This window comes from Streptacidiphilus albus JL83, from assembly GCF_000744705.1.
Classification (GTDB): domain Bacteria; phylum Actinomycetota; class Actinomycetes; order Streptomycetales; family Streptomycetaceae; genus Streptacidiphilus; species Streptacidiphilus albus.
In genome coordinates this window covers 4,191,684-4,203,165 of sequence record NZ_JQML01000001.1, presented here as the reverse complement: position 1 = coordinate 4,203,165, position 11,482 = coordinate 4,191,684, and the positions used below count along the sequence as shown (strand labels likewise).

The 11,482-nt window shown below is 71.3% G+C and carries 12 protein-coding genes; 9 read left to right on the top strand and 3 right to left on the bottom strand.

The window, feature by feature from the left end:
- Window positions 1–14: 14 nt before the first annotated feature.
- The gene (locus BS75_RS18035; protein WP_042438175.1) at window positions 15–1,457 is read right to left on the bottom strand and encodes a purine-cytosine permease family protein; all 1,443 of its coding nucleotides are present in this window, start codon (window positions 1,455–1,457) and stop codon (window positions 15–17) included.
- A gap of 164 nt (window positions 1,458–1,621) precedes the next feature.
- Here BS75_RS18035 and BS75_RS18030 point away from each other — a divergent pair, with 164 nt between their 5' ends.
- The 3 genes from BS75_RS18030 (at window position 1,622) to BS75_RS18020 (ending at window position 4,740) form a co-directional block, all read left to right on the top strand.
- Complete coding sequence (locus tag BS75_RS18030) at window positions 1,622–3,079, top strand: menaquinone biosynthesis decarboxylase (protein ID WP_034088972.1); 1,458 nt, start codon at window positions 1,622–1,624, stop codon at window positions 3,077–3,079.
- Window positions 3,076–4,005, top strand: a complete 930-nt coding sequence (mqnP, locus tag BS75_RS18025; protein ID WP_034088971.1) for a menaquinone biosynthesis prenyltransferase MqnP — start codon at window positions 3,076–3,078, stop codon at window positions 4,003–4,005. The genes BS75_RS18030 and mqnP overlap by 4 nt, the downstream gene beginning before the upstream one ends.
- A 141-nt stretch (window positions 4,006–4,146) precedes the next feature.
- Window positions 4,147–4,740 (top strand): NADPH-dependent F420 reductase, encoded by a 594-nt coding sequence (locus tag BS75_RS18020; protein WP_052069516.1) that lies wholly within the window; start codon window positions 4,147–4,149, stop codon window positions 4,738–4,740.
- A 62-nt stretch (window positions 4,741–4,802) separates the two neighbouring features.
- Here BS75_RS18020 and BS75_RS18015 read toward each other — a convergent pair whose 3' ends face one another.
- The gene (locus tag BS75_RS18015) at window positions 4,803–5,537 is read right to left on the bottom strand and encodes a hypothetical protein (protein ID WP_034088970.1); all 735 of its coding nucleotides are present in this window, start codon (window positions 5,535–5,537) and stop codon (window positions 4,803–4,805) included.
- Window positions 5,538–5,694: 157 nt separating this feature from the next.
- On the opposite strand from BS75_RS18015, the gene BS75_RS18010 reads away from it, so the two are divergent.
- From BS75_RS18010 to BS75_RS17985, 6 genes are all read left to right on the top strand, one after another.
- Window positions 5,695–6,399, top strand: a complete 705-nt coding sequence (locus tag BS75_RS18010; RefSeq protein WP_034093277.1) for a UbiX family flavin prenyltransferase — start codon at window positions 5,695–5,697, stop codon at window positions 6,397–6,399.
- A 117-nt stretch (window positions 6,400–6,516) separates the two neighbouring features.
- Window positions 6,517–6,993, top strand: coding sequence for an Lrp/AsnC family transcriptional regulator (locus BS75_RS18005; protein WP_034088969.1), 477 nt, complete (start codon window positions 6,517–6,519; stop codon window positions 6,991–6,993).
- A 9-nt stretch (window positions 6,994–7,002) separates the two neighbouring features.
- The gene (locus tag BS75_RS18000) at window positions 7,003–7,977 is read left to right on the top strand and encodes a threonine ammonia-lyase (protein WP_034088968.1); all 975 of its coding nucleotides are present in this window, start codon (window positions 7,003–7,005) and stop codon (window positions 7,975–7,977) included.
- 54 nt (window positions 7,978–8,031) lie between these two features.
- Window positions 8,032–9,195 carry an aminofutalosine synthase MqnE gene (mqnE, locus tag BS75_RS17995; protein WP_034088967.1) on the top strand — a complete coding sequence of 388 codons (1,164 nt, stop codon included), beginning with the start codon at window positions 8,032–8,034 and terminating at the stop codon, window positions 9,193–9,195.
- 3 nt (window positions 9,196–9,198) lie between these two features.
- On the top strand, window positions 9,199–9,723 hold the full coding sequence (locus BS75_RS17990; RefSeq protein WP_034088966.1) for a GNAT family N-acetyltransferase: 525 nt from the start codon (window positions 9,199–9,201) through the stop codon (window positions 9,721–9,723).
- A gap of 137 nt (window positions 9,724–9,860) precedes the next feature.
- A complete protein-coding gene (locus BS75_RS17985) occupies window positions 9,861–10,199 on the top strand; it encodes a DUF4229 domain-containing protein (protein ID WP_034088965.1) in 339 nt (112 codons plus the stop codon).
- A gap of 151 nt (window positions 10,200–10,350) precedes the next feature.
- On the opposite strand, the gene serC is transcribed toward BS75_RS17985, so the two are convergent.
- Window positions 10,351–11,469, bottom strand: a complete 1,119-nt coding sequence (gene serC, locus BS75_RS17980) for a phosphoserine transaminase (RefSeq protein WP_034088964.1) — start codon at window positions 11,467–11,469, stop codon at window positions 10,351–10,353.
- Window positions 11,470–11,482: the final 13 nt, after the last annotated feature.

Sequence of the window (11,482 nt, the reverse complement as noted above, 5' to 3'; positions counted from 1 at the left end):
GCCGGCCGTCGGGTCTAGGCCCGGGAGGGGTCCGGGGCGGGGGCGGACGGGGCGGTGGCGCGGGCGCCGCCGAGGCCGGGGACGAGGCGGAGGGCGAGGTAGAGGAGGGCGGCCAGGACGAAGCCGGCCTCGAAGGCGCTGTCGCCCAGGGCCGGGACGTGCTCGGCGACCAGGCCGGTGTACTCGGTCTGGTTGGAGAACAGCCAGACGCCGAGGCCGGTGCCGAGCGCCATCGCCAGCGGGGCGGCCCAGTTGGTGTGTCGGCGGTCGTCCAGCAGCGCGGCGACCTGCTCGTCGGACTCGCCCCGGCGCAGCCAGCGGTCGACGAAGGTGACGGCCAGCCAGGGGCCGATCCAGTAGGTGATGACCAGCAGGAAGTTGTTGTACTTGGTCGCCGAGTCGCTCAGGCCCGACCAGGCCAGCAGCGTGCCGGCGACGCCGAACACCAGGGAGACCCCGGCCCGGCGCAGGAACGGCGGCAGCTTGATGCCGGTGGCCAGGAAGGACAGCGCGCCCGAGTAGATGTTCAGCGCGTTGGCGGCGATGCCGCCGACGGCTATCGCCAGCAGGGTGAAGTCGGCCAGCCAGCCCGGCAGGGCGTAGGTGAAGGCGGCGGTGGGGGAGAGGGTGGCCGCCAGCTTGGCCGGGATCAGCACGGTCGCCGAGGCCGCGCCGACCACCTCCAGGAGCACGCAGGAGACCAGGACGCCCAGTCCGGGCCAGAGCGCGACGGCCCACTTGGGCGTCGCCTTCGGCAGGTAGCGGGTGTAGTCGGAGCCGTAGGGGGTCCAGCCGGCGGCGTAGCCGAAGGTCGCGCCGACGGTCAGCAGGAACGCGCCGGGGAAGGCGTGCGCGCCGTTGGCGGAGCCGATGTGCGACTTGCCGAGGATGGCCACCGAGGCGACCACGAAGATCAGGGTCAGCACCGGGAAGGCGTACTTCTCGGCGCTGTGGATGAAGTTGTGGCCGAAGTAGGCCAGGGTCACCTGCAGCACCACCACGATGAACAGGCAGAGCAGCAGCGGCCAGCCGAGCAGGGTGTTCAGCGCGTACGCGGCGCTGACGCTGTTGACGGCGAACCAGCCGATGCCGGCCGTCAGCGCGTTCAGCCCGGCCGGCAGCGCGTTGCCGACGAAGCCGAAGGCGGAGCGGCCCGCCGCCATCTGCGGGACGCCGAAGCGCGGGCCGCTGAGGCCGAGGAAGGCGTGGGCGAGCGCGCCGAGGCCGGTGCCGAGCACGATGGCCAGCACGGCGGGCCAGAAGCCCAGCCCGAAGACGCCGACGGCGAGCACGCCCACGAAGACCGTGGCGAACTCCATGTTGGGCGAGGTCCAGGTCCACAGCAGGCCGATCGGCCGGCCGTGGCGTGCCTCGGCGGGGACGGGTTCGGCACCGGTGGGTTCGACGGCGACGACGTGGTCTCCATAGGCGGAGATCTCGGTGGGGGCGGCTGTCATAGGGTCAGTGTCGGGGCACGTATGGATCCCGTAAACGGTCGGAACGACGGGTCTCCGGGGGCGTGCGGCGTACGTTTCGTACGTACGTCCGGCCACGGGGGCCTGCGGCGGCACGCCCGGGTGCCGGTGAAGGCCAGCCTAGCGAGTGGCGGATACTGGCAGGCATGGCATACGACGATCTTCGGTCCTTTCTACGGGCGCTGGAACGCGAGGGCGACCTCAAGCGGATCAAGGTGGAGGTGGACCCGTACCTGGAGGTCGGGGAGATCGTCGACCGGGTGCAGAAGGCCAAGGGCCCGGCGCTGCTCTTCGAGAACGTCAAGGGCGCGTCCATGCCGCTGGCGATGAACGTCTTCGGGACCGAGCGGCGGCTGTCCAAGGCACTGGGCCTGAAGGGCCCCGAGGAGATCGCCGAGAAGATCGCCGGACTGCTGCGCCCCGAGCTGCCGCACGGCTTCACCGGCGTCCGCGAGGCCTTCGGCAAGCTGGCCGGGATGACCCACGTCCCGCCGAAGAAGGTCAAGGGCGAGGACGCCCCGGTGCAGGAGGTCGTGCTCAAGGGCGACCAGGTCGACCTGGACCGGCTGCCGGCCCTGTTCACCTGGCCGCAGGACGGCGGCTCCTTCTTCAACCTGGGCCTCACCCACACCAAGGACCCCGACTCGGGCATCCGCAACCTCGGCCTCTACCGGTTGCAGCGGCACGACAGGCGCACCATCGGCATGCACTGGCAGATCCACAAGGACAGCCGGAACCACTACGCGGTCGCCGCCAAGCGCGGCGAGCGGCTGCCGGTCGCCATCGCCTTCGGCTGCCCGCCGGCCGTGACCTACGCCGCGACCGCGCCGCTGCCCGGCGACATCGACGAGTACCTGTTCGCCGGCTTCGTGGCCGGTGAGCGGATCCGGATGGTCGACTGCAGGACCGTTCCGCTGCAGGTCCCGGCCGACGCCGAGGTGGTGCTGGAGGGCTGGCTGGAGCCGGGGCAGCTGCTGCCCGAGGGCCCGTTCGGCGACCACACCGGCTTCTACACGCCGCAGGAGCCGTTCCCGGCGCTGACCATCGACTGCGTGACCATGCGGAAGCGCCCGCTGCTGCAGTCCATCGTGGTCGGCCGGCCGCCGACCGAGGACGGGCCGCTGGGCAAGTTCACCGAGCGCTTCTTCCTGCCGCTGCTGAAGATCATCGTTCCGGACATCGTCGACTACGACCTGCCCGAGGCCGGCGGCTTCCACAACTGCGTCATCGTCTCGATCGACAAGAAGTACCCCAAGCACGCCCAGAAGGTGATGCACGCCATCTGGGGCGCGCACATGATGTCGCTCACCAAGCTGATCGTGGTGGTGGACGCCGACTGCGACGTCCACGACTACCAGGAGGTCGCCTGGCGGGCCCTGGGCAACGTCGACTACAGCCGCGACCTGAGCGTGGTCGAAGGGCCGGTCGACCATCTGGACCACGCCTCCTACCAGCAGTTCTGGGGCGGCAAGGCCGGGATCGACGCGACCCGTAAGCTGCCCGAGGAGGGCTACACCCGGGACGGCGGCTGGCCGGAGATGGTCGAGTCGGACCCGGGTACCGCCGCCACCGTCACCCGTCGCTGGAAGGAGTACGGCCTGTGAGCGCCGTCGTCGTCACCCCCGCTCCCGGATCGGAGCCGGGATCCGGGTCGGTCCAGGGGAGGGCCAAGGCGTTCCTGCGGCTGGTGATGATCGAGCACTCGGTCTTCGCCCTCCCCTTCGCCTACATCGCCTCGCTGACGGCCATGTTCCTCGACAACGGCCGGGTGCACTGGCTGCAGCTGCTGCTGGTCACCCTCGCCATGGTCGGCCTGCGGACCTTCGCCATGGCCGCGAACCGGATCATCGACCGCGAGATCGACGCCCGCAACCCGCGCACCGCCGGACGCGAGCTGGTCACCGGCGCGGTGTCGATGCGCACCGCGTACGTCGGCTCGGCGGTCGCGCTGCTGGTCTTCCTGGGCGCGGCGGCGCTGCTCAACCCGCTCTGCCTGGCGCTGGCGCCGGTCGCGGTGATCCCGATGGTGGTCTACCCCTACGGCAAGCGGTTCACCGACTTCCCGCACGCGATCCTGGGCCTGGCGCAGGCGATGGGCCCGATCGGGGCCTGGCTGGCCGTCACCGGCCACTGGTCCTGGGACGCCCTGGTGCTGGGGCTCGCCGTGGGCGTCTGGATCGGCGGTTTCGACCTGATCTTCGGCAGCCAGGACGTCGCCGCCGACCGCGCCGACGGCGTCCGCTCCGTCCCGGCCCGCTTCGGCGTGGACAACGCGCTGCGCGGCGCCCGGGTCGCGCACGTCGTGACCGTGCTGCTGCTGGGTTGGTACGCGGTGCTGACCGACGCCGGATGGGCCTTCTGGGTCGGTCTGATCGTGGTCTGCTGCGCCTTCGTCTACGAGCACTCGATCGTCAGGCCCGGCGACCTGTCCCGGCTGAACCGGGCCTTCTTCCAGGTGAACGGCTTCGTCGGGATCTCGCTCTTCGCCTTTGCCCTGCTGGACCTGGTGCTGCGCGGGCTCGGGGTCTGACCCGGCCGTCCGACGAGTGCACTGAAACATCGTCAGGGCCCTTGGAATTCCTGGCTTTCGGGCGGAATTCCGGGGGCCCCGGGGGCCTTCTTCGGTAGGGTCCGACAGTGGTCGGATCCACCGTCGAAGGGGAGAACCTCCATGGGCGTCATCGCAGTCATTGGAAGCGGCAACATCGGCGGCACCATCGGCCGGGCCCTCGCCCGGGCCGGTCTCGACGTGGTCTTCGGGTCCCGCGACCCGCTGGCCTCGAAGGCGGCGGGCGAGACCGCGGCCCGGGTCGCCACCGTCGCGGAGGCGGTCGCGGAGGCCGACACCGTCCTGCTCGCCGTGCCCGGGGGCGGGGTCCCCGCACTCCTGCGCGACCACGGCGCCGCGCTCGACGGCAAGCTGGTCGTCGACGCGAGCAACAACTTCCCCGGCCCGGTGCTGAACGCGGCCGCAGCCGTGGCCGAGCTGGCGCCGGGCGCGCGGTACGCCCGCGCCTTCAACTCGCAGCCGTGGGAGTCCTACGCGGAGCCGACCTGGGACGGCGTCCGGGGCGACCTGGTCTTCACGGCCCGGGCCGGCGCGGACGAGGTGAGGGTGGCGGAGCTGATCGAGGCGGTCGGCCTGCGTCCCTACTACGTCGGCCCGGACAAGCAGGACCTGGCGGACGCCGTGCTGTGGCTGCTCCTTCCCGAGCTGGAGCGGTCCGGTCGGCACGTCGGCCTGCACATCCTCGGCCGGGGCTGAGCCGAACGCGAGCCCGCCCCCGCCGAAGGCACCGGCGGGGGCGGGCTCGCGTCGTTGGGGGCTCAGTACGGCTGCGGCGCCATGCCCTGCGGCTGGTAGCCGGCCCCGAAGGGGGCGGTGGGCCGGACCTGCTGGATGGCGGCGCGGACCCGGTTGCGGGTGACGACCACCGCGACGATCAGCACGCCGATGGTGACGATGCGGGCCGCCAGGTAGAGCTCGGTGGTCATGGCGATGTGCTTGAACTGGTCGATCAGCTGGGCCGCGTCGTCGGAGGAGCCGTCGGTGCTGTTGCTGCCGGCGTTGAAGAAGGAGGCCAGCAGCGAGACCAGGATCGCACCGCGCCAGGCGTAGTACGTCCAGTGCTTGACCAGGAGGGCGGAGTTCAGCCCGGCGGCGCGGACCGCCTTGCGGACGGCCGCGAAGTAGACGAGGTAGCCGACGAGATAGGCGACGAACCCGACCAGGGTCAGGTTGTTCAGCAGGCTGTCGGTGCTCTGCAGCGAGTTGAGCTGGGCCACGGAGTCCGGGCCGGGAGCGTTCAGAATGCTCTCGATCCGGGAGGTCTCGTGGAAGGTGAAGACCAGCCGGACCACGCAGACGACCAGGTAGAGGGCGGACAGGCCGATGCTCAGCCAGGCCGTGTTCTGCCAGGAGTTCGAGAGCGGCGGGCGCGGGGCGGCCATCGGGGCGGCCATCGGCGCGCCGAATCCGACCGGGGCGGCCTGGGCGGCGCCCGGGCAGGGGTGGCCGTCGCCGAGAACGGCGTCGGCAGTGTTGCAGGCAGAGCAGGACATGGTGGAGTTCCCCCAGTGACGAGCACGGAACACGCCGTGCAGAGAGCTGAAACCATAGGGACTCGGTTTGATGGTCGCAATCATGTTTGAACGCTTCGGGCGGTAATGGGCCGAACGTCCGCCGTCGCCCGTCGCCGGTAGGGTCGGCCGGGTGGAGCTGAACGAGGCGGGCAAGAGTGGTGGCGCCGGGCGGCGGCCCTGGGTGGTCGGGGTGTCCGGGGCGTCCGGGACGCCGTACGCGGCGGCGGTGCTGCGCGCGCTGCTGGCGGCCGGCGAGGACGTCGACCTGGTGGTCAGCCGGGCCGCCAGGCTGACCCTGCTGGACGAGACCGGGATCGCCTTCCGGGACGGCCACTGGCAGGAGGACCTCCGGGAGTGGCTGGAGCAGCCGCTGGACGCCGGCCAGCCGCAGCCGGTGGAGCTGGACCGGGTCCGCTACTGGGCGGCGGGGGACCTGGCCGCCGGACCCTCCAGCGGCTCCTACCCGGCCAGGGGGATGCTGGTGGTGCCGTGCAGCACCGCCTCGGTGGCCGGGATCGCGCTCGGGCTGTCCAAGGACCTGCTGCAGCGGGCCGCGAGCGTGGTGCTCAAGGAGCGTCGGCCGCTGGTGGTGTGTGTCCGGGAGACCCCGCTCAGCGGGCAGACGCTGCGCCAGCTGGTGGCGCTGGACGACGCCGGGGCGGTGGTCCTGCCGGCCGCGCCGGGCTTCTACGCCGGGGTGGGCAGCGCCCAGCAGCTGGTGGACTTCGTGGCCGGGCGGGTGCTCGACGCCGTCGGCGTCCGGCACGACCTCTACCGGCGCTGGACGGGTGCGCTGGGCGGGGCCCGGGGGAGTGACGGGGGGAGCGACCGGGCCGAGTGAGCTGGGTCACCCGCACCCGGTATCGTCATTGGGATGGCAGGGGCGACAGCTCGGGATGCTTCGATTCCGGATAATGTCGGTGGGTTCCCCAACGATCGGAAGGCCCAGGTTATTCACATGGACGCGGTGGACAGGCAGCTCATCCAGGCGCTGCGGGAGAACGGCCGTGCCTCGTACGCTGAGCTGGGACGTCTGGTCGGACTCTCCGGGCCCAGTGTCACCGACCGGATCAACCGGCTGGAGCAGGCCGGGATCATCACCGGCTACCGGGCGACCGTCAACCCGGCCTCGCTCGGCCTCGGGGTGACCGCGCTGATCGGCCTCCAGCTCTCCGACGCGGCCGACCACGACGACGTCGCCCACCGGCTGCACGACCTCACCGAGGTCGAGGACTGCTGGTTCATCGCCGGCGACGACTCCTACATGCTCAAGGTCCGGATGCCCGACGTCGACGGGCTGGAGTCCATCGTCAAGCGGCTCTCCGGCACCAAGGGCGTGGCCAGGACCAGGACCACGGTCGTGCTCTCCACCAAGTGGGAGAACCGGGCGACCGAACTGCCCGACACCGATGTCGTGACCGAGCGGAAGGCGTAGGCGAGCACCGTGGCCCTGATATCCCTGGACGATCTGCGTGCCGCGCAGAAGCGCATCGCCGGCGTGGCGGTGCGCACCCCGCTGCTCCCCTGCCCCTGGGCGGAGACCGAGCACCGGACCCTGCACCTCAAGCCGGAGATGCTGCAGCCGACCGGGGCCTTCAAGATCCGCGGCGCCTACAACCGGCTCGCGGCGCTGACCCCGGAGGAGCGGGCGCGCGGCGTCGTCGCCCAGTCCAGCGGCAACCACGCCCAGGCCGTGGCCTACGCGGCGCGGGCGCTGGGCATCAAGGCCGTCATCGTGATGCCGGACACCTCGCCCGCCGTCAAGGTCGAGAACACCCGCTCCTTCGGTGCCGAGGTGATCCTGGTCCGGATGCACGAGCGGGACGACGTCCCGGGTGAACTGGCCGCCGAGCACGGCTACGTCTGGGTGCCGCCCTACGACGACCCGTGGATCATCGCCGGACAGGGCACCGTCGGCCTGGAGATCGCCGAGGACGCCACCGCGCTCGACCTGGACCTGCGCACGGTGCTGGTACCGGTCAGCGGCGGCGGGCTGATCAGCGGCACCGCCGCCGCGCTGAAGCTCACCATGCCCGGCGTCCGGGTCGTCGGCGTCGAGCCGGAGCTGGCCGGCGACGCGGCCGAGAGCTTCCGTACCGGCGAACGCGCGGTCTGGCCCTTCGAGCTGACCCACCGGACGATCGCCGACGGGCTGCGCACCAACACCCTGGGCCTGCTGCCCTGGGAGCACGTCCAGGCGTACGTGGACGACATCATCACCGTCACCGAGGCGGAGATCCGCTCCACCGTCGCGGTGCTGGCCCGGCGCGGCCGGCTGGTGGCCGAGCCCTCCGGGGCGGTGGCCACCGCCGCCTACCTCCACCACGCGGACCGACTGCCGCAGGGGCGCAGCGTCGCGGCGGTGGTCAGCGGCGGCAATCTGGACCCGGCCCTGCTCAGTGAACTGCTCTCGCAGTGAGGGCGTAGGCTCATCGGGATCAGCGTCACCAGGCAAGTGAAGGGTTGAGGGCGGATGGACGCAGGACTCAAGCGGGAGCTCGAGGCGAAGGTCTACGCCGGGGAGCGGCTGTCCCGCGAGGACGGCATCGCCCTCTACGAGACCGACGACCTGGCCTGGCTGGGCGGTCTGGCCCACCACGTGCGGACGCAGAAGAACGGCGACGTCGTCCACTTCAACGTCAACCGCCATCTGAACATGACCAATGTCTGCAGCGCCTCCTGCGCCTACTGCTCGTTCCAGCGCAAGCCGGGCGAGAAGGACGCGTACACCATGCGCATCGAGGAGGCCGTGCGGCTGGCCAAGGCGATGGAGAACGACCAGCTCACCGAGCTGCACATCGTCAACGGCCTGCACCCGACCCTGCCCTGGCGCTACTACCCGCGCAGCCTGCGGGAGCTGAAGAAGGCGCTGCCGAACGTCGGTCTCAAGTGCTTCACCGCCACCGAGATCCACTGGTTCGAGAAGATCTCCGGCCTGTCCGCCGACGAGATCCTGGACGAACTCATCGACGCCGGCCTGGAGTCGCTGACCGGCGGCGGCGCGGAGATCTTCGACTGGGAGGTCCGCCAGCACATCGTCGACCACGACACCCACTGGGAGGACTGGTCGCGGATCCACCGGCTGGCGCACTCCAAGGGGCTGAAGACGCCGGCCACGATGCTCTACGGCCACATCGAGGAGCCCCGGCACCGGGTCGACCACGTGCTGCGGCTGCGCGAGCTGCAGGACGAGACCGGCGGCTTCCAGGTCTTCATCCCGCTGCGCTACCAGCACGACTTCCACGACTCCAAGGACGGCGTGGTCCGCAACCGGCTCCAGGCCAGGACCACCATGGCCACCGGCGCCGACATGGCCAGGACCTTCGCGGTCTCCCGGCTGCTCTTCGACAACGTCCCGCACGTCAAGGTCTTCTGGGTGATGCACGGCCTGGCCGGCGCGCAGCTGATGCTCAACCACGGCGCGGACGACATGGACGGCTCGGTGGTCGAGTACAAGATCACCCACGACGCGGACGGCTTCGGCACCCCGAACAAGATGAGCCGCGAGGACCTGCTGGAGCTGATCCGCGACGCCGGCTTCCGCCCGGTCGAGCGGAACACCCGCTACGAGATCATCCGCGAGTACGACGGACCGGTCGCCGACCGGCGCGAGACCCCGCAGCTGATGCGCTTCTGAGCAGTGGCCCTCCTCTTCACGCTGGACCCCCGGCTCACCCCCGAGCTCCGGGCCGGGATCACCGCGCTCTGGACCGACGTCAGCAACGCCGGCGGCGCCGTCGGCTTCGTCCCGCCGGTCACCGCCGAGACCGTCCGCCCGGCGGCGGAGCGGCAGTTCGCGGGGGTGGCCGAGGGGCCCGACCGGCTGCTGATCGCCCAGGAGGAGCCCGGCGGCCGCCCGGTCGCGCTGGTCTTCTTCGAGGACCAGCGGTTCAACCTGATGACCCACTGGCGGCTGCTGAAGCGGGTGATGGTCGACCCGGCCGCGCAGGGCCGCGGCTACGGCTCGGAGCTGCTGGCCGAGGCCGAGCGGGTGGCCCGGGGGTGGGGCCTGAGCGGGCTGCGGCTCACCCTGCGCGGCGGCCTCGGGCTGGAGGACTTCTACGCCCGCAGCGGCTACAAGGAGGTCGGCCGGGTGCCCGGCGCGATCCGGGTGGCCCCGGGCGACGAACGCGACGACGTCACCATGTGGCTGGACCTGCGCTGACCGAGCCGGGCCGCGCCGACGGCCGCGCTGCGCCCCCCTCCGTGCGGAACACCGGGGCGGGCGTGCTGTACTGGACAGGTTGTCCGGACCCAGCCTCGGGGCTCGGGTGAAGACCTCGGGAAAGAGATGGACCCGCCGTGAGCAGCAAGTCGCACGCCACCCTCCGCTACACCTCGATGCGGACGAGTATCTTCGGCGCCTGTTTCGTCGTCGCCCTGGCGCTCGCCCACTTCGGCATCCTGCCGGTCACGGCCGGGGCGTCGGGGGTGTTCCTGCTGCTGATCCTCGCCGGGATCGTCTCCGCACCGCTGAGCTACGTCGTGCTCAGCAAGCAGCGCGACGCGATGTCCGCGCAGATCACCACCGGGATCGAGCAGCGGCAGGCCCGGCCGCGCAGCATGAAGTCGCGCTTCGCCGCCGACGCCGCCGCCGAGGACGCCCTGGACGACGCGGTCCGGGCCCAGCAGGGGAACTGACCCGTGAACCCGAAGACCCGTACCCGGATCGTCAGCGGCGCGCTGGTACTGCTGCTGCTGGCCGTTGTGATCAGCGCCATCGCGCACTGAACGCGTTGGAACGAGTGGGGCCCGACCGGTTCACCGGTCGGGCCCCGCTCGTCCGTTCAGGTCAGAGCTGCTCGATGACGTAGTCGACGCAGGCGGTGAGCGCCTCGACGTCGGCCGGGTCGATCGCCGGGAACATGGCCACCCGCAGCTGGTTGCGGCCCAGCTTGCGGTAGGGCTCGGTGTCCACGATGCCGTTGGCGCGCAGGGCCTTGGCGACCGCGGCGGCGTCGATCGACGCGTCGAAGTCGATGGTGCCGATGACCTGCGAGCGCTCCGCCGGGTTGGCGACGAAGGGGGTGGCGTAGGAGGACTTCTCGGCCCAGGTGTAGAGCCGCGAGGAGGAGTCCGCGGTCCGCGCCACCGACCAGTCGAGACCGCCGTTGCCGTTCAGCCACTGCAGCTGCTCGTTGAGCAGGAACAGGGTGGACAGCGAGGGGGTGTTGTAGGTCTGGTCCTTCGACGAGTTGTCGATCGCCGTCGGCAGGTCGAAGAAGGGCGGGATGTAGCGTCCGGAGGCGGCGATCTCGGCCGCGCGGGCGAGCGCGGCGGGGGAGAAGACCGCGATCCACAGGCCGCCGTCGGAGGCGAAGCACTTCTGCGGCGCGAAGTAGTAGACGTCGGTCTCGGCGATGTCGACCGGCAGGCCGCCCGCGCCGGAGGTGGCGTCCACCAGGACCAGCGCGCCCTCGTCGGCGCCGGCCACCCGCTCGATCGGCATGGCGACGCCGGTCGAGGTCTCGTTGTGGGTGAGGGCGTAGACGTCCACGCCGGCCTCGGCGACCGGCAGCGGGTGGGTGCCCGGCTCGGCCTTGACCACGGACGGGTCCGCGAGCCAGGGGGCGGCCTTGGTGGAGGAGGCGAACTTGGAGGAGAACTCGCCGAAGCTCAGGTGCTGGGACTTCTCCCGCACCAGGCCGAAGGCGGCGATGTCCCAGAAGGCGGTGGAGCCGCCGTTGCCGAGCACGACCTCGTAGCCCTCGGGGAGGGAGAAGAGGCTGCTCACGCCCTCACGCACGGCCTTGACCAGGTTCTTGACCGGGGCCTGGCGGTGGGAGGTACCGAGGAGGGAGGTCCCGGTCGCGGCGAGGGCGGTGAGGGCCTCGGGGCGCACCTTGGACGGACCTGCGCCGAAACGGCCGTCAGCGGGCCTGATGTCAGCGGGAATCTGGATCTGAGCCACGGCCGAAGCCTAG